Annotated in this window: 23 protein-coding genes and 1 pseudogene; 6 read left to right on the top strand and 18 right to left on the bottom strand. The window is 64.5% G+C overall.

Translation table 11 applies throughout. From position 1 onward, the window contains the following. Positions 1 to 141 precede the first annotated feature (141 nt). From ASD69_RS12770 to ASD69_RS12725, 10 genes are all read right to left on the bottom strand, one after another. Positions 142 to 1,824: a serine hydrolase gene (locus tag ASD69_RS12770; RefSeq protein WP_157499182.1), complete on the bottom strand. Its 1,683-nt coding sequence runs from the start codon at positions 1,822 to 1,824 to the stop codon at positions 142 to 144. A 660-nt stretch (positions 1,825 to 2,484) separates the two neighbouring features. Continuing rightward, positions 2,485 to 2,775 carry a hypothetical protein gene (locus ASD69_RS12765; RefSeq protein ID WP_056178399.1) on the bottom strand — a complete coding sequence of 97 codons (291 nt, stop codon included), beginning with the start codon at positions 2,773 to 2,775 and terminating at the stop codon, positions 2,485 to 2,487. Positions 2,776 to 3,030: 255 nt separating this feature from the next. Next, on the bottom strand, positions 3,031 to 3,273 hold the full coding sequence (locus ASD69_RS12760; RefSeq protein ID WP_056178397.1) for a helix-turn-helix transcriptional regulator: 243 nt from the start codon (positions 3,271 to 3,273) through the stop codon (positions 3,031 to 3,033). A gap of 96 nt (positions 3,274 to 3,369) precedes the next feature. Continuing rightward, complete coding sequence (locus ASD69_RS21970) at positions 3,370 to 4,908, bottom strand: hypothetical protein (RefSeq protein ID WP_235567207.1); 1,539 nt, start codon at positions 4,906 to 4,908, stop codon at positions 3,370 to 3,372. Between the two features lie 312 nt (positions 4,909 to 5,220). Then, positions 5,221 to 5,559 (bottom strand): hypothetical protein, encoded by a 339-nt coding sequence (locus ASD69_RS12750; protein WP_157489376.1) that lies wholly within the window; start codon positions 5,557 to 5,559, stop codon positions 5,221 to 5,223. A 105-nt stretch (positions 5,560 to 5,664) separates the two neighbouring features. Continuing rightward, positions 5,665 to 6,132 carry a hypothetical protein gene (locus ASD69_RS12745; RefSeq protein WP_056178390.1) on the bottom strand — a complete coding sequence of 156 codons (468 nt, stop codon included), beginning with the start codon at positions 6,130 to 6,132 and terminating at the stop codon, positions 5,665 to 5,667. Between the two features lie 224 nt (positions 6,133 to 6,356). After that, complete coding sequence (locus ASD69_RS12740) at positions 6,357 to 6,794, bottom strand: hypothetical protein (protein WP_056178387.1); 438 nt, start codon at positions 6,792 to 6,794, stop codon at positions 6,357 to 6,359. 213 nt (positions 6,795 to 7,007) lie between these two features. Then, positions 7,008 to 9,347, bottom strand: a complete 2,340-nt coding sequence (locus ASD69_RS12735) for a S8 family serine peptidase (protein WP_162250651.1) — start codon at positions 9,345 to 9,347, stop codon at positions 7,008 to 7,010. Positions 9,348 to 9,832: 485 nt separating this feature from the next. Continuing rightward, the gene (locus ASD69_RS12730) at positions 9,833 to 10,237 is read right to left on the bottom strand and encodes a VOC family protein (protein WP_056178384.1); all 405 of its coding nucleotides are present in this window, start codon (positions 10,235 to 10,237) and stop codon (positions 9,833 to 9,835) included. 153 nt (positions 10,238 to 10,390) lie between these two features. Then, positions 10,391 to 11,257 (bottom strand): NAD(P)H-binding protein, encoded by an 867-nt coding sequence (locus ASD69_RS12725; RefSeq protein WP_056178383.1) that lies wholly within the window; start codon positions 11,255 to 11,257, stop codon positions 10,391 to 10,393. Between the two features lie 227 nt (positions 11,258 to 11,484). Between ASD69_RS12725 and ASD69_RS12720 the strand changes: the two genes are divergently transcribed. Further along, entirely contained in the window at positions 11,485 to 12,813 is a 1,329-nt protein-coding gene (locus ASD69_RS12720) for a sorbosone dehydrogenase family protein (protein WP_056178382.1), read from the top strand. Positions 12,814 to 12,878: 65 nt separating this feature from the next. Beyond that, a complete protein-coding gene (locus ASD69_RS12715; protein ID WP_157499181.1) occupies positions 12,879 to 13,232 on the top strand; it encodes a hypothetical protein in 354 nt (117 codons plus the stop codon). Positions 13,233 to 13,247: 15 nt separating this feature from the next. Here the strand turns inward: ASD69_RS12715 and ASD69_RS12710 are convergent, their stop codons facing one another. Further along, the gene (locus ASD69_RS12710; RefSeq protein WP_056178374.1) at positions 13,248 to 13,748 is read right to left on the bottom strand and encodes a DinB family protein; all 501 of its coding nucleotides are present in this window, start codon (positions 13,746 to 13,748) and stop codon (positions 13,248 to 13,250) included. 21 nt (positions 13,749 to 13,769) lie between these two features. Continuing rightward, positions 13,770 to 14,108 (bottom strand): hypothetical protein, encoded by a 339-nt coding sequence (locus tag ASD69_RS12705; protein WP_056178372.1) that lies wholly within the window; start codon positions 14,106 to 14,108, stop codon positions 13,770 to 13,772. Between the two features lie 495 nt (positions 14,109 to 14,603). Here ASD69_RS12705 and ASD69_RS12700 point away from each other — a divergent pair, with 495 nt between their 5' ends. From ASD69_RS12700 to ASD69_RS12690, 3 genes are read left to right on the top strand one after another with little or no spacing between them, the layout of a single operon-like run. Further along, positions 14,604 to 15,758 carry an SPFH domain-containing protein gene (locus ASD69_RS12700; protein WP_056178370.1) on the top strand — a complete coding sequence of 385 codons (1,155 nt, stop codon included), beginning with the start codon at positions 14,604 to 14,606 and terminating at the stop codon, positions 15,756 to 15,758. Positions 15,759 to 15,778: 20 nt separating this feature from the next. Beyond that, positions 15,779 to 17,092, top strand: coding sequence for a hypothetical protein (locus ASD69_RS12695; RefSeq protein WP_056178367.1), 1,314 nt, complete (start codon positions 15,779 to 15,781; stop codon positions 17,090 to 17,092). Continuing rightward, entirely contained in the window at positions 17,092 to 17,352 is a 261-nt protein-coding gene (locus ASD69_RS12690; RefSeq protein WP_056178366.1) for a hypothetical protein, read from the top strand. The genes ASD69_RS12695 and ASD69_RS12690 overlap by 1 nt, the downstream gene beginning before the upstream one ends. Before the next feature lie 66 nt (positions 17,353 to 17,418). Here ASD69_RS12690 and ASD69_RS12685 read toward each other — a convergent pair whose 3' ends face one another. The 3 genes from ASD69_RS12685 to ASD69_RS12675 all read right to left on the bottom strand — a co-directional run bounded on the left by ASD69_RS12685 (position 17,419) and on the right by ASD69_RS12675 (position 19,247). Then, the gene (locus ASD69_RS12685; protein WP_082576464.1) at positions 17,419 to 18,267 is read right to left on the bottom strand and encodes a trypsin-like serine protease; all 849 of its coding nucleotides are present in this window, start codon (positions 18,265 to 18,267) and stop codon (positions 17,419 to 17,421) included. 139 nt (positions 18,268 to 18,406) lie between these two features. Then, positions 18,407 to 18,907: an SRPBCC family protein gene (locus ASD69_RS12680; RefSeq protein WP_056178364.1), complete on the bottom strand. Its 501-nt coding sequence runs from the start codon at positions 18,905 to 18,907 to the stop codon at positions 18,407 to 18,409. Continuing rightward, positions 18,885 to 19,247, bottom strand: coding sequence for a metalloregulator ArsR/SmtB family transcription factor (locus ASD69_RS12675; protein WP_056178362.1), 363 nt, complete (start codon positions 19,245 to 19,247; stop codon positions 18,885 to 18,887). Before ASD69_RS12675 ends, ASD69_RS12680 begins: the two co-directional genes overlap by 23 nt. A gap of 200 nt (positions 19,248 to 19,447) precedes the next feature. Here ASD69_RS12675 and ASD69_RS12670 point away from each other — a divergent pair, with 200 nt between their 5' ends. After that, entirely contained in the window at positions 19,448 to 20,104 is a 657-nt protein-coding gene (locus tag ASD69_RS12670; RefSeq protein ID WP_056178360.1) for a phytanoyl-CoA dioxygenase family protein, read from the top strand. 225 nt (positions 20,105 to 20,329) lie between these two features. Here ASD69_RS12670 and ASD69_RS12665 read toward each other — a convergent pair whose 3' ends face one another. The 3 genes and pseudogenes from ASD69_RS12665 to ASD69_RS22720 form a co-directional block, all read right to left on the bottom strand. Then, positions 20,330 to 20,872, bottom strand: a complete 543-nt coding sequence (locus ASD69_RS12665) for a DUF4189 domain-containing protein (RefSeq protein ID WP_082576463.1) — start codon at positions 20,870 to 20,872, stop codon at positions 20,330 to 20,332. A 244-nt stretch (positions 20,873 to 21,116) separates the two neighbouring features. Then, entirely contained in the window at positions 21,117 to 22,376 is a 1,260-nt protein-coding gene (locus ASD69_RS12660) for a delta-60 repeat domain-containing protein (protein ID WP_056178357.1), read from the bottom strand. Positions 22,377 to 23,235: 859 nt separating this feature from the next. Beyond that, a pseudogene (locus tag ASD69_RS22720) lies at positions 23,236 to 23,373 on the bottom strand (NrdJb); the annotation flags it as partial. Between the last annotated feature and the right edge of the window lie 137 nt (positions 23,374 to 23,510).

Raw genomic sequence — 23,510 nt, 5'->3', positions numbered from 1 at the left:
GCGCCCCATGTCGAGAGCGTGTTTCGCAAGCTGGAGGCTGGCACGCGGGCGGCAGCTACGTTGAACGCGACTCAACTGGGGCTTATCTAGCTGGAGTCGCGCAAGCGACCGAGACGAGGACCGTCATCGGCCGCATCTCGCCTAGATGCTGTTACCGGCTCGAATCACAGGCGTCTCCGCTGTCGTGAGCCGCTCCGCGCGCATGCGACGCAAACGACGCGCGGTAAGCGTCAAGCCATCCACCGCGCCCGACGCCGAGCGCGTGAAGGTCACCGTCCATGCGCCGCTGACGAAGCGATCGCCGCCGACGGCTTCAAGCACGAGATCGGTCTGGCGAGGCCATCGCATGGTCAGCTTTCCGTCCGCCATGAGCACCGTATAAGTCATATCGACCTCGTCGATGCGGTACCGCCCCGCGAACGATGCCAGCGCCGAGGCCGAGGGCACCGACGCGTTGACGCGGGTAAAAATTCTTGGCGTAGGCCAGGCATCCCAGATCCGTAGCTCGGGCGCTTTCAGCGCATCGTCCGCGGAGGCGTCGAATTGCCATCGCGCAGTCTCGCCCAAGCGGAACAACCCGTTCCCGAGCGGTTCTAGCGGCGTCGATGCGCCAGTGGGGCGCAATGCACCGTCCTTCACCTCCACTCGTACCACTTCATCCGTCAGCGAACTCCAATAGACGCCGGCCAGCGCCGACAACGCCGGTTCCGGCACTTTCACCGCGGGCGCCACGGGCGTCATGCGATCACCCAGATACACGGCCGCGATTTTCTGCGTGAGCTCCGGCGGAGCAATCGTGGCGCCGTTGCACAAGGTCACGATCGCCAGCCGCTGATCGGGGAAGCTAACCGCGTCCGCACGATACCCGGCATGCACGCCGTCGTGCCCTACCGTGCGCAGGCCCCGGTAACTGCGGACGAATACACCGCCACCGTAGCCGCTCGCCACGCCGGTGTCCGATAGGGCCGATGTCTGCATGGACGCCACCAACGCTTGTCCACCGACACGCGCGTGGATGAAGTTGTCCTGCCACTTCAGCAGGTCGCCCACCGTGGTGAACAGGCCGGTCGGTCCGTAGTAGTCGGACGCGGGGATGCTGATGCGCCATCCGCCGTCCCGGTGCGCCTGATATCCCGCGGTTCGGCGCCGCACGATCTCGGTGTGGTCGTCCTGGAAATGCGTGTCGGTCATACCCAACGGCTGGAATATCCTTTCCTGGGCGAAGACCGTCAGAGGCTTGCCGGATACGCGCTTCACGATGACCGCCAGCATGGTATAGCCGAGGTTGTTGTAGAGCGTCTCGGTCCCTGGCGCGAAGTTCAGCCCTCGCTGCTTCGCGGCGACCGCCAGCATATCGGCCTCGGTCATCATGTCGTCGCCGCGCCAGCCGGCCAAATACAGCAGCTGCCCCTGCTCGCGCAGGCCACTGCTGTGATGAATCAGGTGCGCGATGGTGATCGTCTTGCCGAAGTCCGGCATCTCCGGCAGGTACTTGCGAATGTCGTCGTCCAGCGACAATTTGCCGTCCTGCGCCAGCAGTGCGATCGAGAAGGCGGTGAACTGCTTGGAGACGGAACCGACCTGGAAGATCGATTCCGGGGTGATGGCGATGTCGTACTCGAGATTCGACATCCCGTAGCCGCGCGTGTAGTCCAGCACGCCGTCGCGGGAAATCCCCACCGCGCAGCCGGGCGTATTGGTGCCGCTCCACGGCGCGAAGATCGCGTCCACTTGCTTGTGGCGTTCGGCGGCCGACGCACTCGCCGACTGCGCTCGCACGACGAAGGGCTGCGTGGCCCAGGCGGCGGCGATGATCGTTATCAAGAAAACGGATCGATTGACACTCACAAGGGCCTCTGGTTTTTTGCACACGGCAGCGTGGGCCCGCGCAAGCTAACACCGTCCCCTTACGAACGGATATAGGCCAGAAGTGCTCTCCGGGGACGGCGACTCATCCGCCCATCGAAGGAGCATTTCCAGCACCCACCAGCCCACTGGCGCCAACCCTCCCATTTTTTTTGCGCTAAGTTTGCCTCGCAGGCCGCGGCCCTCTCCGCTGACAGGCTGCGTTGAAGACCACGCAGTGGGACTGACCCACAAGCGCATCGCGCAAACCTGTCGAAAAAATGGCTTGTGCGCATACGGTGGATCGCGGAAATGCGCGCCCGCGCTCAGGCATTGCATCAGCGAAACAAGGATCAGAATGGGTTCTCTAGAATGTCGACTCTGACCCCTGTTTCCGTTCGCGTAGCCGGGGCCGCCCTTCGCGAATCGCTGCGACACATGACGGAAGGCCGTCGGCGGCTTCGGGAATACGGCCAGGACTTACGCGAAGCCGGCGCCGGCCTTCGCGAATCACTGCGGCGCCTTCCGCAAGGCCGCCGGCGGGTTCGGTCACGCCGCAACGCCTTACGCGAAGCCGGCGACGCCCTTCGCGAAGGGGCGCGCACCCTTCCGATCAGGCCGCCGATGATTAGCGTCAGATCAACGCGCCTTCCGTACCCCGCCCCGCTTACTTCCGCCGCCCTCGTCGTCCGGGCCGTAGCCCAACTTGGCCTTCATGTCGCGCAGGGCCTGTCGCCGCTCCGGCTCGCTCAGCAGACCGAAGGCCAGGATCGCCTCGGCCAGCAGGTCGTTGTCGGCGTAGAAGTAGGCGACGGAGACGCGGAGATCGTGGGAGCAGGTGCGCGCGAAGGCCAAACCGGCATCGTCCAGGTACGGTCCGTAACGATGAAGCGGGATGGAGAAGGACGTGTCTTGTGTGGCGTTGGGCATACCCGGTTCCCTCTGAGTTCAAGGATCTGGCGCCGCAACTTGCAGGCGCTGTTGCCGACCGTGCCGTCGCCGCCCAAAGCCGGAGCAACTGGGAAAGCGAAGGCTTCCATGCGATTGCTCAGCTGGCCAACCGCACAACATCCTTATAGCCCATTTTGGGATAATTTCAACCCATTTTGGGGTAAGCCAATCGGCACCTGATTGGCCCCTCAAGTTAGGGCAGTCAGCTCAATGGAGGAGGACGGAGCTAGGAGACTACTTACGGGACTTAGCGATCTGCCGCAGCAGATCGGCCGGGTCGACACCCAGGCTCGCGCAGACGTGCATGAAGTCGATCACGTCCAGGCGTCGCTCGCCCAGTTCGTACTTCGAGACGAACGACTGGGCCTTTTGCAGCTTCTGCGCCACCTGCACCTGAGTTAGGCCGGCCCGCTCACGCGCTTCGACCAGCAATTGGCGCAAACGTACGTACTCGGGCTTGTGCAAGGCAGCAGGCATATACAAAGCCTAATGCCCAACTCGAAATAACCCATTTTGGGGTTAGGCATGGCTTTCGCAGTACTCCATAACTGCTCGCCTCAACCATATGATCATTTAGTTCGTCAGACTGGTGGTGAGGTGCGCAGGCAGACTGCCCACCACGACGAACTCATTCTCTTCATCCCAGAAAAAATAGATCCGGTACGTTCGTTTCGGATCATAACTGCCCCGCTCCGAAGTGCCGGGCGCAGGGGACAAATGCAGATCAATTTCTGAATAGCCAGACTTATAAGGCGTTCGAAACTGATCTCTATATTTTCTATTATCCAGCGCAGCTCCAACGGGTGTAACTTCTACTCGAAGATGGGAACAGGCATCCTGATACTTCATCTGAGCGCCAGGCTCGCCACGCCTATAGTCGACGTACTCGTCGGCCAGCAGCATCAAACACTGGTAGATGTGAGCAACATCGTCATAAACCGATTTCTTTGCAGCACGAGCTGCTTTGGGCAAAACCACCAAGCGGTCTGGGTAGTAGGTTTCCGCCCAACCTGCGAGCTCGTTGAAAGAGCTGGGGATGGGAACCGCTTGAACAGTGGCGTCGCCTCGCTCCAATAGCTTGCCTTCCAGAGCTCGCACTTTCGCGCCTAGCCCATAGAGCTGTCCTTGCAAGCGCTCAATTTCAGCGGTGTACTCCTCATTGGCGTCATAAGCCATGTCACGATCTTGAACAACCTCCCTAGAGCGTTCTTTTACAGCCTGCAACTCCCCCTTAAGGCTGGAAACTTCCACGTGCAGAGTATCTAGTTGCTCCTGCTGAGCCGCCCACTTCTCCTGCATCGTGCTCGCAGCCTCCGCTTTCGCTTGGGCCTCCTCGGAAGCGCGAGCTGCGGCCAGCAATTGCGCTTCGCGGAGCATCGCATCAACTGCGCCGAAGCTAGGAGCGAGATCATCGATATCTGTACGATTTACCGACATCGCCAGAAGCCGGTAAATTAGTCGCTGCTCGAATCTTCGTATATCCGAGGACTCGCGCGGCATTGACGCCAATGACCAGAACGGGTGCGCACGAAATTGAGACTCGGAGAAATCAACACCCGGATAATAAATTCGAATTCCACCAGGAAACACAGCCCACCTTCCCCCAACCTCTCGGATAAAGGCTCGCGCTGTCACTGATGGAACTCTCACAACATGCGCAAACCCAATCGCTCCGTTCTTCAGCCGATCTACATTCACAGTGACGCGACCAGCATCGTCTTCTGCCACAAGAATGACTGGCCGCCGCTCGGGTTGCTCGAGAAGCTGAACCAACAATTCCAAGTCGGCACCGTAATTTTCTAGATCGGTAACACCATCAAAAACCAAACCCTGCTCACTAGCCAATGTGCGCAGCAATTTGGGCGCGGTCCTACCAAATGGGACGCCTGGAGTGGTTGTAACAACAGACAGACGCAGGGACAAATGAGCCATTGGCTCTCTAGCGATTCGAGCTAAAACGACTTCAGTCCGCCACCTACGCTCAATGCCGTCTTCTTTCAGTTTTTCATCGGCGGTATCAAACCGCAACGCCCAGATGCCCTGCCCGGACACCGCTGCTCCATTACCCAGAGCGAGGGAAAAAGATCGACCGTCGTAGGCGACGGAGGGCAATATCTCGCTGGTCCTTTCTGCAACCCACGCCAGTATTCGTTGACGTGCAGCCGAAACAGACGAAGTGGCATCGCCGGCCAACTGCGCCCAAGTCACACTTACAAGTCGACTTTCGGCTTCGGAACTATTTCGCCTTTGGACCATATAATTCCCGTTCTCCATTGTAATGGCGCCACTTCAAACGATTAGCACAGATGCGCAGGAAAAGAACAGAAGACATTTGCCCGCAAAGCTTAGCGAATCTGTTTCCCACACCCACCTTAGATATCGCTCGAACAGTAACACTTCCGGCTAATCGCAGCCGCCATTGGATCATCGCTTGCACGCCTCCCGCCCCACATAATCCGCCACCGACTGCGGAGCCACCGGTACCATGTCCGCCTCGGGCTTCGACAAGGCCATTTTGGACAGCGTTCCGCCGGTGCCGAGGAACTTCACGGTGTGGTTGAGGCAGTCGTAGAAGCGCTTGGAGTAGTTCGTGCTGCCGGCCGCCGTGCGGCGGGTGATGAGGGTGCGGCCGGGCCACTTGCCACCGATTTCCAGGATGTAGTTCTGGGCCTTGGCGTCAGTGGGGATGCCTAGCGGCCACTCGTACGCGTACGTTGCGGCCGAGCACATCAGCAGTGCAGCACCGAGGGTAAGACATCGCATCGATCGCTCCTTTGGCGCTAAGGCCACAAATCCGGAACATCCACCATTTTCCAAAACAGGCTCCGCTCCTTTCCGCAAAGCGCTGCTCTGTCTTCCACCCTTCGCCTACTGGTGCCCCTTCCTGGTGGGCGTCAGTAACGACGGCGTCGTCTGCGTCCCCATCGGATTAAGCCCGGCCTGTTCCTGCTGAGTGACCATCATCGATCCCGGGTCACGACCGGCTTGCGCGCCTTCCTCGCCCAGGGTGATGGGGTACAGCATGGCCGTGTTGACGAAGGCGCCCAAGGCACTGGTCCGCAGGGCAATGCGGTCGGCGTCCACAGGCTTGCCCGGGTGAGGCAGGACAGGCAGGTCGAGGCCCAGCATGAGCGCGTTCTCGAAACCGCGCCGGTAGCGCAGGGTTTCGGCTAGAGGACCGTGGCTGGTGCGCCGGGGGCCGCCGCACGCGGGCAGCCTCTCCCGGCTGTAATCGTTGTCGGCCAAGGCGCTGGCTTGCCGCGGCTGCGGTGCGCCGGGCGCGGGCGCTTGCGCCGGCGGCGGATCGCGAAAGAAGTCCACGAATCGCTTGAGCATTCCACTTCCTCCCTGAAGGGGGTGGATCGGCGTTTCATGCGTACTGCGCCTGCCGGCGGACTCCGCTTGCCCCCGGGTCCGTTCGCAGTGGGCCAGGCCATCATACGCCCGGTTTCGGGGCCGGGTCAGGCGGTGGGCGGGGATGCGATTTCAGCGGGGATTTCGGTCGCCCCGGTGCCCCAGCGCCTGCTTCGCCGCGCAGCGACTTCGGCTTGAACGGCCGGTCAGGCGCGAAGGCTCGCCAGCGCGAACGCGAATGCCACGACACCCCCGCCCAGCACGCTGTACGTCAGCCATAGCGGAGTGTCCTGAGCCCAGGCGAATGCGACGTAGGCTTCCTTGACATTGCGGCCGGTGACGAGGGGGATCAGACCCAAGGCCAACAACGGCAGCACGCTCGCCAAGCCGAATCCCCACAGCACCGGGACGGGATCGGAATCTTCATAGCCGCCGAGCGGGTACAGCGCCACGCCAAAAAAGATCCCTGCGATGAACAGCGCATTGGCCACCCAGGTCGACAGGCGATGCTGCCTGAGCAGGGCATCCCGGGATTTGGCGTTGTAGGTTCTTGGCAGCGTGCGCGCCCAGCGCGAGGTCAGCCAGACGGCAATCGCGCCGCCGATGAGGCCGCTTGAAACGGGGCCTAAAGAGTCGAACTCCATTGGGTACCTGACTCTGCCCCACGTGGGGAGTCGCGCGAATTCTGGGTTTGGCCCAGGATGCCGTCAATCGGGTCTTCCGACATAGGGCCTGCAGCCGCCCCTTCAGCGCAAACGCCCGGACACCACCGACCTGTCGGCGATGCCCGGGCGCGTCCGCGTTCGCGGCGCTGTTTCATCCGGCGCCCCATGGCGACCGGCTGGTTTCATCCCTGCTTACTTGGACAGACGCAGATAGATCGGGTCGGCCAGCGGGTTGCTGACACGCTTGGCTTCGCGACCGTAGTCCAGCGCGCCGCTGGTGCTGGGCAGGAACTCGCTGTCCTTGGCCGGCACGTACTCGGCGATCACGCTTAGGCCCTTGATGGCGCTTTCCGACACGGTCCAGTTGGCGCGGCCGGTCTTGTCCAGCCCGGCGGGCTCGGCGATGTCCTTGCCGTCGACCAGCAGGCGGGCGGCGCCGGTGGGCACTTCCTGGCCGCGCGCGAAACGCGCGACGGTGGCGGTCAGGATCAGGCTGTCGCCCTTGGCGTTGGCGCCCAGCGAGGTCTTGGTGCCGCCGCGCTGCACGTCCTGGCTGACCTTCGCGCTTTCGGCGAAGATCTCGTCGCCGGTGGTGCCGACGTCGAACTCGCAGTCGCCGCGGATCTTGCGGTCCTTCAGCGGTTCGCAGACGCGGCGCGCCAGCTCGACGTTCTCGGGCTTCATCGGCGGGATCTTGTCCTCCGGGAAGGGATCCTTGCGGTAGTTGCCGGTCGAGTCTTCCTTGGCGTAATCGAACAGCGAGGTCTTGTCGGTCACGCGCCAGGAGTCGACGAAGCCCGGACGGGTCCATTCGTTGGCCGTCAGCACGCCCATGATGCCCTCGGTGGCGGGCGTGTGGTACGCGCGCACGTTGATGTACCACTGGCTCTGGTTCGACCACCAGTTCGAGGTCGCGATCAGCGTGGTGCCGTCGGGGAAGTCGATCTGGATGCCGTTGCTGCCGTACTTGCTGACGCGGCCGCCGACACCGAGGGCGATGCCGCCCGGACCGGGGCTGACGAGCGTACCGTTCACGCGCAACTGCAGCCCGCTGGGATCCGGCACGCCGCTCAGGTTGGGCACCCAGGTGACGCGATAGCTGCCCACGCGCGCGGCGATGGCGGTGTTGACGCTGACCCACGGTGCGCTGGGAACGACCGTCTGGCGGGTCTGGATCTCCATGCCCATACCGCCGAGCAGGGCCACGAACTCACCGCCCGGCTGGAAGTCGTAGTACAGACCATTGACGGTGGTGATATGTGGGTCGCCGTCGTTGAAGCCGTCGTTGAGCGAGCCGTAGTGCAGTTGCTCGTTCGGCGAACCCACACCGCGATTGATGACGCCGGGCCAGCCCGGAGTCGCCGCGGTGTTGTCGGCGTTGTGGATCGCCGCCCAGACCGCCGCCGGCGTCGATGCCGGGTGGATCTGCAGATAGCGCGCGGCCACGCCGGCCACGTGCGGGGCCGCCATCGAGGTGCCCGACATCACCGCCGTCGAGGCATCGTTGGCGATACCGGCCGACAGGGTGCTCACGCCAGGTGCGAACAGATCGACGCAGGTGCCCCAGTTGGAGAAGCTGGCACGGGTGTCATTGTTCGGATTGATCGCGCCCACCGTGATCGCCGTCGGCGCACGCGCCGGCGAGATGTTGCAGGCGTCGCCGTTGTTGTTGCCCGCGGCGACCGAGTAGGTGACGCCGGACGCCACCGAGTTCGCGATCGCCGTGTCCAGGGTAGGACTGGGCGAGAAGCCGGAACTGAGGTTGGCGACCGCGGGCAGCACGCGGTTGGCCGTGACCCAATCCACTGCCGCGATCACCGGCGCCAGGTAGGTGTTGGCGCAATCACCCGCACGCACCGGATGCAGCAGCGCCTGTTTGGCGATGCCAAAGGTGGTGCCGCCGATCGTACCCGCGACATGAGTACCGTGACCGTGGCAATCGCCGGTGCCGGCGGCCAGGTTCATGGTGTTGGTGCCGCCCGACACGCGCCCGACCATTTCGTTATGGGTGGCGCGGATGCCGGTGTCGATCACGTACACATGCACGTTGTTGCCGGTTTCGCTGTAGGTGTAGCGCAGATCCAACGGCAGCAGGCGCTCGCTGGTGCGGTCCAGGCCCGCGGGCGGGTTGTTCTGGACGACGTTGAGATCGCCGACCTGGTCGACCTCGATGTAGGCGACGTCCGGGTTCTGGCGCAGGCTGCGCACGGCGTTGTCCGGCAAGGTCGCGCTGAAACCGCGCAGCGCGCTGGTGTAGACGTAACCGATCTTGCCGCCTAGCGCGCGCACGCGCTCCTGCGAGGTCTGCAGCGACTTGCTGGCCACGCCCTGCTTGTAGACCACGATGTACTGGCCCGGGATACGCTTGGGCGCGTTCTCGTTGATCAGCGGCGCCATCGGCGTCTGGGCCATGCTCGTGCCCAGCGGCAGCATCGCGGCGATCAAGCCGGAGGCCACCCATACCGCGGCCCGCACGCCGCGTCGCTGCGGCGGCGTTCCTATCCGCCCTAGATTGTCGTTCGTCCTTTCCATGATCTCGTACTCTCCATGATGGTTCGGGTTTGCCTGGTGACAGGCGTCCATCGTCGGTACACGACGATTCGGCAGCGGGACGGCATGGCTTCGCCCATCCGGGCTTGAAGCCGGTCTCGGATGCATAGCGGGGGTTCGGTCTGACGACCCGATGCGTACTGCGGACGACACCGTCGGCGAACGACGATGGCACTACGATAGGCGCGGTTGCGTTGCGCTAGCCTCCATGGCTGATGCACGGTCCCTGTGTAACGTATTCAACGCGTAATCCGACAGCGACAGGTCATCGCGGCGTTACGCGTGCGTGGAGCGTATGGAAAACGGTTGCTACATGAATTCGTTCGGCTTTGCGCGACTAGGACATTCTTGTCTCACCGTCGCCGGCCATGCGGCATGGCGTGGGCTGCGCACCGGAATAGCCGAGACGGCGCCCGAGTTCGCGTCGAACGAACGCGAACACGGCGGGCTCGTCATCTCCCTTTCCCTCATCGCGACGGGTGCTGCCAGCACTTGTAGACGAACTCCAGACTGTGCCCATCGGGATCCAACACATTCGCGGCGTAGTAGCGCGGATCGTAGTGCAATCGCGGGCCCGGTGCGCCCCGATCGGTCGCCCCTGCCGCGATCGCTGCCGCATAGGCCGCATCGACCTGCGCCTCACCCGCCGCCACGAAGCCGATATGCACCGCGTCCGGTTGCACGGATCCATGACGTAACCAGAAGAACACCCGGCCGTCGGCACCGAAGCCCTTGAGATCGGGATGCCCCGGAGGGCCATCCTTGCCGTCGTAGTCGTGTTTTCGCTCGATACCGAGCGGGGCCAAGGCGGCCGTGTAAAAGGCGACCGAGCGGCCGACATCGCTTACCGACAGGAAGAGGTGATCCAGCATGGCGCGGCTCCGTTCGGGGGCGTTCTTGCACTCTATTCCAGATCGCGCAAGGCAAGGCCTTGGGGACCGACGATAAGCCCGCCATCCATGCGACGTGGCCCGCGCTTTCCGGCACCGCAGCGCTGATCTTTGTGCAGGTCCGCCCCTCTTGGGCTAAGCCTGCGACTTGGCTACCAAATCCCGAACATAGGCTTCGAGCGTGGTCGTGCCTCGCAGCGGGTCGTCCGACACGTCGAAGCCGCTATCGACGGCGACCGCAGTCATCCGCGCATAGGAGTCGGCCGCGGCGTCGGAGAATCCCAGCTTGAGGAAGGCCTGCTTCCATGCTTCGCGCGGTGTGACCACCACCTCCACCGGTCGGCCCAGGGCTTGCGAGAACGCGTGCGCGACGTCGTTGGACGAGTACAGGTGCGGACCTTCCACATAGCGCACGCCCGTGTCGTCCAGCGACGACAACAGCCTGGTAGCGGCCGCCCAACCCAGATCGCGCGGCGCGACCATGGGAAGCGCGAGATCGGCGGGAAACAAGGTTTGCAGCTTGCCGGTGGCGCGGACGGCATCGAGTTGCCCGTCCCAGTTGCTCATGTAGTAGGCCGCCCGGTTTATGGCCGCCGGGATGGTTTGTCCGCGCAGGCCTTCCTCGAGCTCCCACAACACGTTGAGATCGCCGATGCGATCGCCTGGCCGCGCGCCCCCGGTCGATTCCGCGACCACCTTCTCCAGGCCCGAGCCTTCGAGCGCGGCCAGAATCTTGGCGACGGTGTGCCTTTCGACCGCGTCGGTATCCGTGCTGGTATCGGCGGGCGGATTGAGCAGGAGAGCACGGTGTCCGCGTCGGAGGGCCGCATGCAGCGACGCCGTGTCCTCCACATCCGCCTCGATGATATCCGCGCCCTTCGCACGCCACTCGCCGGCGCGCTCGGCGGAACGGGTAACGATAGCGACCGCCTCTGCGCGCGCGAGCAGCGCCTCAGCGGTGGCCGACCCCACATGCCCCGTACCGCCCATGATCACGTACATGCACCGTCCTCTCCTTTGCCGCGTTGGCCTTGGTTTGATAACCAGTGGCAGATTAGTTGTCGGCTGGAAATCTCCGGTGAACGTCAGGTCTTCATGAGTTAACGTCTTGCGGTAGCCACGCCTTCACGCGACGAGTACGAAGTCACATCGACTTCATGGCGTCCAGCGGACACTGAAATGCGTAGGCAGATTGCGTCTCGGCTGCGCTGCCCCATAAGGAAGCGGCCATGCTCCGCATCACCCCGCTCGCACGCGCGACCGCGTACGCGCTGACGCTGTCGGTCGTCGTCGGTTGCGGCGGCTCCGCCCGCCTCGCCGCCAAGGCCGATACCGGGCCGAATCCGACGCTGCCTGAGCCCGCCTCTACGCTGATCCCCACCGTCAAAGTGGCCAAGGCCGTCGGCTGGCCGACGGGCGCGAAGCCGACGCCGGCAGCGGGACTGGCGGTGAACGCGTTCGCGACCGGGCTGGATCATCCACGTTGGCTGTATGTGCTGCCCAACGGCGACGTGCTGGTCGCGGAAAGCAATCGTCCGCCGACGCCGGATCCCGCGTCGAATCCGATCCGCGGCATGTTCATGAAATCGGCTTTCGAAAAGGCCGGCGCCGCCGCGCCCAGCGCCAACCGCATCACCCTGCTGCGCGATGCCGACGGCGATGGCGTGGCGGAAGTCCGCGCGGTCTTCCTGCAGAACCTGATGTCGCCGTTCGGGATGGCGCTGATCGGCGACGAGTTCTACGTCGCCAACGCCGACGCGATCGTGCGCGTGCCGTACCGTCTTGGCGACCTGCGCATCGACGCCGTACCGACGAAGTTGGCGCATCTCCCCGGCGCGCCGCGCAATCATCATTGGACCAAGAGCCTGCTGGCCAGTCGCGACGGCGGCAAGCTGTACGTGGGCGTCGGTTCGAACAGCAATATCGGCGAGAACGGCATGGACATCGAAGCCAGCCGCGCCGCGATCCATGAGATCGACGTCAAGACCGGCCAGGGCCGCGTTTACGCCAGCGGCCTGCGTAACCCGGTGGGTCTGGCCTGGCAACCGCAAAGCGGCGCCCTGTGGACGGTGGCGAACGAGCGCGACGAGCTTGGCAGCGACCTGGTGCCCGACTACCTCACCTCGGTGCGCGACGGCGCGTTCTATGGATGGCCGTACAGCTACTACGGCGCGCATGTCGATACGCGCGTGCAACCGCAGGACCCCGCGATGGTGGCCAAGGCGATCGCACCCGACTACGCGCTGGGCGCTCACGTCGCCGCCCTGGGGCTGGCGTTCTATGAAGGCAAGCTGCTTCCTGCGCGCTACGCCAACGGCGCCTTCATCGGCCTGCACGGTTCGTGGAACCGCAAGCCGCCTAGCGGCTACAAGCTGGTTTTCGTGCCGTTCGCGAACGGACGGCCCACCGGCCCGATCGAAGACGTGCTCACCGGCTTCCTGGACGAGCGTGGGCAGGCGCACGGGCGGCCGGTGGGCGTGGCGATCGACGGCCGCGGCGCGGTGCTGGTAGCCGACGATGTCGGCAATGTCGTCTGGCGCGTGACGCCGGCGCGCTAGCGCCCGATCTCAGTACCGCCCAGCCGAGCGCGGCTGGTCTGCCCATCGAACCGAGGATTACGACCATGCTGCAGACCGCGACTACCCTGTTGGCGATCACCGCGTTGGGCGGCTTGCTCATGGCGATCATCCGCTTCTCGCGCAAGCGCAATCCACCCGCCTGGCTGGCCATGCTGCATGGCTTGCTGGCCGCATCGGGCTTGACCTTGCTGGCTTATGCCGTTTGCATGCTGACCGTGCCGTCTTCCGCGATACTCGCGCTCGCGCTGTTCCTGCTGGCCGCCGCCGTCGGTGCGGTCATGAGCTTGGCTTACAAATGGCGCCAGCGCCTGCTTCCGGCCTGGCTGGTCGTCGGCCATGCGACCGCCGCCGTTACCGCACTCGCCCTGCTGTTCCTGGCGGCATTCGGCCCGGCCTGAGCGCGGCGCGTACGCTCAGGCACCGCGCCTGGACGGCTCGCTTTGGTGCAGGAACTTGGTGTACAGATCGCGCGGTGCATCGATCGAGATGAACTTGAGCGCCTCGCCGACATTGCCGCGGTGATAGCCGCCATGCGTGACGATGTGCAACAGCATCTCCTCGCGGGACATGCGGCCGCGGTCGCCGTCGGTGAACCGGAAATCCAGGACTTCGGCCAGGACCGGCTCGGCGAGCGTGGAGACGTAGTCCAGATACCAGGCATCCGTGGCCCGCACGTCGGCTCGCAGCTGCTGCAGGCCAGGGGTGTCCTGCGTATTCGTCGCATCGAACGGTCGCGGCCCGCCGCTCAGGTGTGCGCGGAAGATGCGGTCGGTGACGTAGACGTGGTTGAGCGTGCGGATACAGGAGTGCAGCGGACCGGCGTGCTCGGCGGGCACGGACTCCAGCAGCGCGAACAACTCGGCGTTGGCCCAGGCCTTGTAGCCGAACAACGATTTTAGCGTAGCAATAGTCATGACTTCCTCGGCACCCGAACCCTAGCGCTTGCACGCCTCCCGCCCCACATAGTCCGCCACCGATCGCGGCGCCACCGGCGCCATGTCCTGGTCCGGTTTCGAGCGCGCCATATCGTACAGCGTAGCGCCGTTGCCGAGGTACTTCATCGAGCCGTTGAGGCAGTCGTAGAAGCGCTTCGAATAATTCGTGCCATCGGCGCCCGTACGCTTGGTGATGACGGTGCGGCCCGGCCATTTGCCGCCGATTTCGAGGATGAAGTACTGGGACTTGGCGTCGCTGGGGATGCCCAACGGCCATTCGTAGGCATAGGTAGCGGCCGAGAACATGAGCAGTGCCGCGGCAAGAGCGAAACGTCGCATTGCAGCCTCCGGTAAACGCTGACGCGTGAGGGACCATGGCTAAGCGGACAGCCGTTGCACGCACGATTGTAGGCCCGGCGGCGCCTGGCTGCTGACGCGCCGCAGCAAGGCGGCACGACTATCGGGCGAGCAGGTCGCGGCTGGGGCGAAGGCGCCCCTGCGTCGGAGGACTCGCGACCGGTACCCGCCCGAAATAGCCTCTGGGCCGATGGCAGGCGCCCGCCGGCGCGCTGCCCTCGGGCCGCATAGCGCTAACGCAAGATGGCCGGGCTGGCAGGGCGCCGGGAGAGGCGCTGGCCGAGGCGAACGCGTCGGCCAGTCGGACCGTACAGAAGGAGACGGTCGAAGCCGGGCGCTACGGATAGGCGCAAGAGCCGCCGGTTCGCCTGGACCAGCGCCGATTGAGCCGGCCCGCCTCCGGCGCGCCGCGCGGAACTGTATAGTTTCGGCGTGCAAGGCGGGCACGGTGCCCGGCCAAGAAACGTGGGGAAGGTCATGGGTCTGGTGCAGGCGGTGGCGGGTGCGGTCGGCGGCGTGCTCGCCGACCAGTGGAAGGACTTCTATACGGTTCCCGATGGCCTGCCGCCGACCGCGGCGCTGTTCGCCGCGGTGCCGCGCGGTACCAATGCCGGTCGCGGTTCGAATACCAGCGGTTCCTCGAACATCATCAGCAACGGTTCGAAGATCGTGGTTCCCGAGGGCTACGGGCTGCTGCTGTTCCAGGACGGCGCGATCACCGGATTCGTCGCCGAGCCGGGCGGCTACGAATGGCGGTCGGACGACCTCAACTCCCAATCCATTTTCGCCGGCGACGGCCTGGTCAGCTCGCTGATCAAGCAAAGCTGGGAGCGTTTCAAGTTCGGCGGCCAGCCGGGCGCGCAGCAGGCCGCGTTCTTCGTCTCGCTGAAGGAACTGCCGGACAATCGCTTCGGCACGCAGTCCGAGATCTACTGGAACGACGGCTTCCTCAACACGCAGGTCGGCGCGCTGACGCGCGGCTCCTACACGCTGAAGATCGTCGATCCGATCCTGTTCGTGAAGAACTTCGTGCCGGCCACCTACCTGCGGCCCGGCCAGGTCTTCGATTTCACCGACGTCGACAACGCCGCCGCCAGCCAGCTCTTCAACGAAGTCGTCGGCTCGCTCGCGCCGGCCTTCAGCCTGTATACGAACGACGCGGACAAGGGCAACCGCATCACCAAGATCCAGCAGGACTCCCTGGGCTTCGCCAAGAGCCTGTCCGACGCGGTGGAAGCGGCCTATCAGTGGAAGTCCGACCGCGGCCTGGCCATCGTCAAGACCGCCATCGTCTCCATCGAGTACGACGCGACCACCCGGGAACTGCTCAAGACCGTGCAGCGCGCCGACGCGCTGTCGGGTGCGCGCGGCAATTCCAACCTGCAAGCCAGTGTCGCGGCGGGCATCCAGTCGGCCGGCGAGAACGGCGGCGCGGCGGGCCTGATGGGCGTCGGCATGGCCACGGGCATGGTCGGCGCGGGCATCGGCGGCCTGCAGCAGCCGGTGGCGCCGGCCGCGGCCGCCGCCGACGATCCGATCGCCAAGTTGAAGAAGGCCAAGGAGATGCTGGACCTGGGCCTGATCACGCAGGCCGACTACGACGCGCTCAAGACCAAGACGCTGGGTCTGTAAACCGGAGCCGCATAGCCGCCATGTCGAACCCCACCCGTTCGTCGCCACCGCCGCTGCCGCCGTATACCGGCCCGGGGTCGCCGCAGGACGTACCGCCCTTGCCCGGCAGCTCGCCGCTGGATCCGGCCGCCTTGCCCGAGCCGATCCGCGACGAGCTGCTGGCGCCCGATCCGGTCGCCATCGACACGTCCTCGGATGAGCTCAAGGACGGCCTCAACCGCTGCCCGAAATGCGGTGCGTCCGACATTCGCCACAAGCCGGGCAGCGACTTGCTGATCTGTCTGTATTGCCGCAACGAGTGGCAAGGCGCGCGGGTGGAGGAGGAGTTCGGACTCGGCGAGGGCCTCGACCAGCTCAAAGGCACCATCATCGCCTCGGGCGCGCGCGACATCGCGGCCGACGCCGCCAGCCTGATGACCTTCAAGTGCACCGGTTGCGGCGCCGAGGTGACGGTCAACACCGACGCCGGGATGACCGCGCGTTGTCACTGGTGTCGGCACGTCTTCGGCGTCAACGAGCAGGTGGCCAACGGCGCGGTGCCCGACGCGGTGCTGCCGTTTCACATCCGCAAGGACGATGCCGTCGCCCGTATCCGTCAGTTCGTGGACAAGCGCCGCTTTTTCGCGTTGAAGGCCTTCAAGGAACAGTTCACCCCGGAGAACGTCGTCGGCGTCTATTTGCCGTACATGATCGTCGACGGCAAAGCCAGCGCCGACATCGCCGGCCAGGGCGAAATCCAGACGCGCCGCTACACCAGGGGCAGCGGCGACGACAAGAAGACTTACTACGACGCGGACGTCTATCGGGTGGAGCGGCACGTCGACTTCACCGTCGACGACCTGCCGCTGGAATCGTCCACCGAACGCGGCAATCTGGACATCCGGGTCAACACCAACAACATCATCAATACCATCCTGCCGTTCGACACCAAGAACGCGGTGAAGTGGAACGCGTCCTATCTGTCGGGCTTCAGTTCGGAGAAGCGCAACACCGACGTGCAGCACCTGCGCCCGCGCCTGGAAGACCAACTTCTGTCGATCGCCCGCGCTCAGGTCGAGGCGTCGGTCGAGCGCTACGGTCGCGGCGTGCGCTGGGAGCAGGAACGTCTCGACGTCCACGGCACTCGCTGGGTGTCGATGTACCTGCCGGTGTGGCTGTATTCCTATCATCAGCCGGGCAGCAACGGCGGCATGCTGCATTACATCGCCGTGAACGGCCGCACCGGCGAGACGATGGGCAGCGTGCCTGTGCAGCAGTGGAAGCTGCTCTTGACCGCCATCACCGTCGGCACCTTCCTCGAAGGCATCGCACTCTGGATCGTGGGGAACTCTTAATGAGCGACGACAGCGGACTATGGCTGCTCCTGCTCGGCCCGGCCGGCGCCACCGGCCTGTATTGGGGCCTGTATCGGTACTACCGCAACACCGACAAGTCGCACGCGTTCGAACGCGAAACGACCGTCGAGGCGCAGCCGGTGACCGGCTCGGACCAGAAGATCGGCGAGGTAACGGGAACGCGGGAGACGGAGATCGACGGCAACAACGTGCAGGCCTACCGCAAGCGCGTGAAACGCATCGAGGGCGACACGGGCTGAGTTCGGCCACGCGCTGTCGGCGGCCCCGAGGAAGGCCACTCGGGCCTTCCTATCCAAGCCGGCGCGTCACGGCGTTTTTTGGATTTCGGTGTTTTCGCCCGACAGCTTCGCGGGCACCGCGATCGTCTTCTCGATCCAGCCGCGGTAGTGCTCCACCCGCACGCCGTAATTCATCTGTCCGTACTTGCCCGGCCAGGTTTCCATCGGATTGCCCTGCACGCGCTTCCATGCGGTGATCCCGGCCACCTGCCATTCGTCGCCCACCGCGACGAGCATGGGGCTGCCGCTATCCCCGTTGCCCAACGACGCCTCCAGCGGTAGTGCCGCCGGCGGCGGATCGAAGGTGTATCCGATCCATCGGCCCTCCGAGAGGCTGATCTCGTTGTAGCCCTGGCGCAGATCGGTCCGGTTCGGGCCGTGCGGATGGTGCCCCCGCGTACCCGTCCCGGTGGCGCCCCGCCCCATGATCCGCACCACCTTCCCCAGCGCCGATTCGCTGTAGATGCGCACGGGAGCCACGTCGCGCACCGGCTCGACCAACTCGATCAGGGCGATGTCGTCGGAAGCGGCCATGAACGCCAGGAAGGCGGCCCAATCGCCCGACTTGATCGCCGCGTCGACCATGTCCTGAGGCGGCTTCTTGTAATCCGGGTGAACTACGACACGGCTTACGGCGTAGGGAGTGCCGCCTACGACGACCACCTCCACCCCTTGCTGCCAGCCGACCACGTGGGCGGCGGTCAGCACCCACCGCGGTGCGATCAGGACGCCATGGCCCTCGCCCGGCACGTCGGCCAATGCCGGGAATTCGGATATGGCCATCCGATAGCGCATGTCGGGGACGTCGTCCCGAATGACGACCGCGCCGGCGCCGAACGATGCCAGCAGAAAAAACGAAAGGACCGCACGACGCATCGGGCACCTGGAAAGCGATGTTTCGGGAAAGGAAGGGGCTCGCAAGAGCCCCATTCGAGTATCGGCAATTCGTCGGCGCCGAGCCAGCGGCTATGGGCCGATGCGCTCCCTTCGCCCCATCCGTCGCATACGCCGGCGATCACGCTCCGCTTGCGAGCAAGGCGTCCAGCTGCGCGAACTGCTCCGGCAGACCTTCCGCCGAACCGGCAAGGGCTTCGTCGAGGGCCGCTTGCGTGGGGTAGAGTTCGTGCAAGGTGACCAGCGTGCTGCCGGCGTTTTCTTCGAACGTCACTGTGGTCACGGCGCCCTGATCGCTTTCTTCGTTCGTCCACACGATGCGCTGGTTCGGCGTCACCTCCGTGTAGGTGCCGAAGAATGCTATCGGTTGATCGGTGGCGGGGTGGCGGAACACGAGGCGATACCTGCCTCCGGTGCGAACCTCCATCTCGCACGAGAGCAGCGACAGGCCGGCCGACTCCGGAACCCACCACTGCTTGAACAAATCGGGCCTGCTCCACGCTTCGAAGACGATATGCGCGGGCGCGTTGAATCGTCGCGTCGCGACGAATTCGCGGTCGGACTTGCGCTCCACGACGGTGCGATTGATGGCGTCGGGGCTAGCTTCGTTTCCTTTTGGCATCTGCCTTCTCCTCGCGTTTCAATTGTTCGACCAGCTGGTCGAGCGCGTCGAAGCGCGCACTCCAGAGTTGGCGGTGGCGTTCGATCCAGGCGGCCTCTTCCTCCAGCCGGCGCTGTCCGAGCTTGCAGGTGCGTACGCGCCCCACCTTCTGCGTGGTCACCAGCCCCGCCTGCTCCAGTACGCTGACGTGCTTCTTCATGCCCGTGAGGGTCATGTCGAACTTTTGGGCAAGGTCGGTGATGGAAGCCTCCGAACCGCCCAGGTGTTCGAGCACGCCGCGCCGGGTGACGTCGGAGAGCGCGGCGAAGGTTGCGTCGAGGCGGGCTTGATACTGAACCATATGGTTCACTGTAGAGCGCGCACAGGCGATTTGCAAGCGGATGGCCGCAGCCGACGAATCGTGGCCGGCTCCCGTCTCGCGTTATGTGGCCCTGCTGCTTGAGGGCCGCCGCTCATTGCGCGCTTACTTCGCCTTCGGGCTGTCCTTCCGGGCACGGACTCGGTAAAAGAACCGGCACCCGCAGACGAAGCCGAAAACCCATGATCGACCGCGAACAACTTCATCGGGACGGCTATGCCCTGCTCCGCGGCGAAATTCCGGCGGAGTGGCTGGGCGATCTGCGCCGCGCCTTCGATACGGGCGTGCAGCCGTCGGAGCGCTGGCCCGTGCCGCGCGGCGCAGACTGGCGCCATTCGCAGCTGGACCTCGACCCGACCGTGCAGGCCGTCTGTCGGCTGCCACGCGTCCTGGCCGCGGCTGGCGCGCTGATCGGCGAGCGGTTCTTCCTGTCGCAGGTGGAGGGGCGCGAACCCTTGCCCGGACAAGGCCATCAGGGGCTGCACCGCGACCTGTCGGCGCAGCGGCCCGGCGATACCGTGAACGCGCTGGCGTTCCTGGACGACTATGGCCCGCACAACGGCGCGACCCGCCTGGTGCCCGGCAGCCATCGCCCTAGGCCGGGCGCAGCGCCCCCCGGGGAGGACGACGAGTCCCGCAGCACACAACTAACAGGCGCCGCGGGCGACATCCTGGTATTCGACGCCGATCTCGTCCATGCGGGCAGCCTGAATCCGGGCAACCTGCGCCGCCGCTCCCTGCTGATGGGCTACTTCGCCGAATCCAATTACGCACAGCACCTGAAAACGATGCGACTGCGCGGCGTCCGAATGGACACCAGCGGGCGGTTCGAACCGTAGGGTAAGTTGCGGGCGCCACGCTTCTTTCCCGATCGCGGCGGTGTCGGCGCGGAAGCGCACATGGCGCCTTCGGCCGAGAACGGTCGCCGGGCGCCGGAGCTGTGCCGAACCGAAGCACTAAGCCGCTCCGCGGCCCGCTGGACGCGTGTTCGAATCGTTAGCCTGCATGGGCGCTAGTGGCCAGCGCACCCGCCATACGTCGGCTCCCTAACTTTCAATCTGCCCCTACGGCGGAACCGCCTCCTGAAAGCTGCAACCGCTGTGATAGATCAGGCACTCCACGCCGGATGCCTCGTCGCACAGTTTCGTCGCCTCGCGAATCGCGGCCTTCTCGTTGACCGCGGACGCCGCCACGCCGTGCCCTCCGCCCCACGCGTATGCGGCGCATTGGTTGTAGAACGACAGTTGCACCGAGCATTTGCTCGGCTCTTTCGCCACCTGCCTGCAGTCGAGTACCGCATCTTTCTCGGCGGCCGCTTTCGACGCTCGACCGTTCGCCACGCCCAGTCCGCTGGCGCCTTTTTCCGTGGCATACGCGCCCCATCGGTCGGCCCAGACCATCTGGATGGTCTCTTGCTGTTCTTCCTCGCCTCCCTCGCCATAGCCCGGAATCGGCGCGCAGGCGATGAAGTCTCGGGATCCGGTTTCGAACATGCCGGCAGGACACCGGCCTTCCGCGAAGCCGCTCAGCGGGAGCCCAAGCAAGACGAGCCCCGCCAGACCAACGATCGCGGCTGGGCGGGCGTTACCCATTGCCGGCTTTCTCATTTCGTTTCCTTTTCGGGTCCGGCGGTGCAGGTGCGGGGCACCGCAGTGTCGGCCAGGTGGTTCATGGGCTCAAGGACCAGTTTACGGCGACAGTCCTCGGGCTTATGACTCCAGAAAATCCCGCCTCGCGCCCCAGCGTGGGACGAACGACCCTGTGGCGTATGTCAACGGCACCGACCGCAGCAGGGCCCGCCCTCATCCCGGCAGCAAGCCCTGCCCTCAGGCCGGCGATTCGAACCGCAGCTTATTGATACCGGGCAACCACGAAGGTCACTGGCGAGTTGCCATAGCCCGCCACGACGATTTTGCCGTCGCTCTGTATGGCGAGCCCTTGAACAGCGGCATTCGCGCTGCCGACGGCGGTGGCGACAGGCCCGAAGCTGTAGTCCTGGTTGCCGTACGGGTCGTAGCGGTTCAAGGTCAACTGGCGGTAGCTGCCCGCACTGGAGTAGCCGCCGACAATGATGCCGCCGGTGGCATCGATGGCGACATCGCTGCCGATCGCATTGCCGCTACCGATGGCGGTAAGGACCTTGCCGGTGCCGGATCCAAAATAGCTGTCCAGCGCGCCGGCGCTGGTGTAACGAACGGCAGCCATTCGATAGTAGCCGCCACTCGCGCTGTTTGCGTAGCCAGCGGCGACGATGTTGCCATCGCTTTGAATCGCCAGCGAAGTGGCGACGGCGGAGTTGCCGGTGAAAGTGCCACCCACATTGGTCAGAACCTTACCGCCGGTACCGAACGTGGTGTCCAGCGCGCCTGTCGTGGTGTAGCGCGTCAACGCGAATACGGTGCCGCCGCTCGATGCGTAGCCGGCCAGCACGGGCTTGCCATCCGCCTGGATGGCCAGGCTGTTGGCGAGGGCCGAGCTGGTGCCGACCGTCGAAGTGACGGTGCCGGTACCGCTGCCGAAGCTGTAATCCAAGGTACCGCTGCCGGTAAGGCGCGCCAGCGCAAAGCCGGAGCCGGCATAGCCCGCAACCCAGATCGAGCCGCCCTGGATCGCAACGGCGTAGGCTTCCGACGCCCCCGCGTAGAAATTGACGGTCGCCTTGCCCGAGCTGCCGAAGCTGGTGTCCAGCGAACCGTCCGCGTTGTAGCGAACAATGGTGAAGTTGCGGGTGGCTGTGAAGTTCGGGCACGAGGCGCCTGCAACGACGATCTTGCCATCGGCCTGCAAGGCGAGTGCACGCGCTTGTCCCGAGCAACTGCCGGACAGCGTGGTGGTGACCATGCCGGTGCCATTGAAGCTCGTGTCCAGCGCACCGCTGGTCGTATAACGGGCCAGTGCGAAGTCGCCGAGTGCGTTCTGGCCGGCGCTGACAATCCGTCCGTCCGGCTGGATAACCACCCGGGCGGCGGCACCGTAGCCGCCGAATGCGGTGGAGGTAGTGCCCGCCGAACCAAATGTGGGGTCCAGCGCCGCGGCCCCTGCCGGCGTTGCCACTACGCCGATGGCACCGATGGCCATGCCCAACGAAACCTTCATCGTATTGCTGATCATTGCTTGCTCTCCTTGAGCGTGGTTGAGTCCATTTGGTTTTCAATTCAACTCATCGTCGCCCGCTGCGCAGCGACGGCGTGCTGAATGCGCGAAGCTTGAAGACAGCTGTGAGGGTGCGTCGCTTGCCCAAGGTATCCGTGCCTGATTACAGGTATCGCGCAAGTAACGTGCAGCATGGCTTGAGTCGCAATGACGGTCCGCTCGCGGCGATACGCCTGCCGACTTCTTCGAGTGCCCGCTTGAGGCCATGCGACGCTGCGTGCGAAGCCGGCGACATCGCGAGATGCTCTTCAGGCATCTGGTTCCTCAAGCTTACGAGTGCGGTCTGTCAGCGAGTCGGCAGTAACCTGTCGTTCCGAATAAGATTTGATGCTCGAAAGGCAACGCCGCAATTCCATCTGCGACACAGATCCAATCGATGGCCCGCGACAGGCCATCCACGTCCAGGAACTATGTATTCCAGTCGAATACGTCCTCGATGCCCGTCCCGTAGTCGCCCCCTGCCCTAGACCAGGGCCACCCACGGCCCTGCTTCTCGGCCCAGAGCATGCCTATGTGTGCGATGGCGAGCAGCCCCCCGTTCTGCGCCGACATTCAGCCCCTTTTGCTAAGTGTGCCCTAGGCGAATCTCCGTGGTTGAGACGTTCCGGAGACAGGGGCTACGCAGCGCTCGAGGGCACCGAACCCAACCATTCCTAGCCAGCGCGGCAGGCTTGGGGCGGTAGTAGTTCGTCAAAACAAAATGGGGCTCGGAGAGCCCCATTTGGGTAGCAGCAGCGTCCAGATGCCCGTACTAGCAACCCGGGCGCAACTAAAGCGTGCGCACCTTTCGTCACTCAACGGTGGCGCATACCGGCGCTCAACCGCACTTGCTGTAACCGCAGTTCAAGCAGGTGGCGCAGCCGTCCATGATGACCACGGCCTTGGTGCTGCACTTGTGACACAGGGTGGCCGAGGGCGGGCAGGACACTATTTCACCCGTGACTTCGGTGTCTTCGGCGTGGCCGCTGCCTTCGGAAGTAACATCGGAAACGCGGAATATCGCCACAGTACGACTTAAGCAAAGTCGGGCAAAACTATGGCCCACCGGACTGACTTCGTTCGTCTAATCGAGAAAATTCCTCGAGCCACATC

This window comes from Lysobacter sp. Root604 (genome assembly GCF_001427505.1).
GTDB lineage: Bacteria > Pseudomonadota > Gammaproteobacteria > Xanthomonadales > Xanthomonadaceae > Lysobacter.
Note: the sequence above shows the minus strand (reverse complement) of the source record. Positions and strands in the feature narration are given on the sequence as shown.

Coding starts and splice junctions, on each gene's coding strand:
- ASD69_RS12765 (WP_056178399.1), bottom strand. CDS start 2,775: ATGCCCAACGCCACACAAGACACGTCCTTCTCCATCCCGCTTCATCGT.
- ASD69_RS12760 (WP_056178397.1), bottom strand. CDS start 3,273: ATGCCTGCTGCCTTGCACAAGCCCGAGTACGTACGTTTGCGCCAATTG.
- ASD69_RS12750 (WP_157489376.1), bottom strand. CDS start 5,559: ATGCGATGTCTTACCCTCGGTGCTGCACTGCTGATGTGCTCGGCCGCA.
- ASD69_RS12745 (WP_056178390.1), bottom strand. CDS start 6,132: ATGCTCAAGCGATTCGTGGACTTCTTTCGCGATCCGCCGCCGGCGCAA.
- ASD69_RS12740 (WP_056178387.1), bottom strand. CDS start 6,794: ATGGAGTTCGACTCTTTAGGCCCCGTTTCAAGCGGCCTCATCGGCGGC.
- ASD69_RS12735 (WP_162250651.1), bottom strand. CDS start 9,347: ATGGAAAGGACGAACGACAATCTAGGGCGGATAGGAACGCCGCCGCAG.
- ASD69_RS12730 (WP_056178384.1), bottom strand. CDS start 10,237: ATGCTGGATCACCTCTTCCTGTCGGTAAGCGATGTCGGCCGCTCGGTC.
- ASD69_RS12725 (WP_056178383.1), bottom strand. CDS start 11,257: ATGTACGTGATCATGGGCGGTACGGGGCATGTGGGGTCGGCCACCGCT.
- ASD69_RS12720 (WP_056178382.1), top strand. CDS start 11,485: ATGCTCCGCATCACCCCGCTCGCACGCGCGACCGCGTACGCGCTGACG.
- ASD69_RS12715 (WP_157499181.1), top strand. CDS start 12,879: ATGCTGCAGACCGCGACTACCCTGTTGGCGATCACCGCGTTGGGCGGC.
- ASD69_RS12710 (WP_056178374.1), bottom strand. CDS start 13,748: ATGACTATTGCTACGCTAAAATCGTTGTTCGGCTACAAGGCCTGGGCC.
- ASD69_RS12705 (WP_056178372.1), bottom strand. CDS start 14,108: ATGCGACGTTTCGCTCTTGCCGCGGCACTGCTCATGTTCTCGGCCGCT.
- ASD69_RS12700 (WP_056178370.1), top strand. CDS start 14,604: ATGGGTCTGGTGCAGGCGGTGGCGGGTGCGGTCGGCGGCGTGCTCGCC.
- ASD69_RS12695 (WP_056178367.1), top strand. CDS start 15,779: ATGTCGAACCCCACCCGTTCGTCGCCACCGCCGCTGCCGCCGTATACC.
- ASD69_RS12690 (WP_056178366.1), top strand. CDS start 17,092: ATGAGCGACGACAGCGGACTATGGCTGCTCCTGCTCGGCCCGGCCGGC.
- ASD69_RS12685 (WP_082576464.1), bottom strand. CDS start 18,267: ATGCGTCGTGCGGTCCTTTCGTTTTTTCTGCTGGCATCGTTCGGCGCC.
- ASD69_RS12680 (WP_056178364.1), bottom strand. CDS start 18,907: ATGCCAAAAGGAAACGAAGCTAGCCCCGACGCCATCAATCGCACCGTC.
- ASD69_RS12675 (WP_056178362.1), bottom strand. CDS start 19,247: ATGGTTCAGTATCAAGCCCGCCTCGACGCAACCTTCGCCGCGCTCTCC.
- ASD69_RS12670 (WP_056178360.1), top strand. CDS start 19,448: ATGATCGACCGCGAACAACTTCATCGGGACGGCTATGCCCTGCTCCGC.
- ASD69_RS12665 (WP_082576463.1), bottom strand. CDS start 20,872: ATGAGAAAGCCGGCAATGGGTAACGCCCGCCCAGCCGCGATCGTTGGT.
- ASD69_RS12660 (WP_056178357.1), bottom strand. CDS start 22,376: ATGATCAGCAATACGATGAAGGTTTCGTTGGGCATGGCCATCGGTGCC.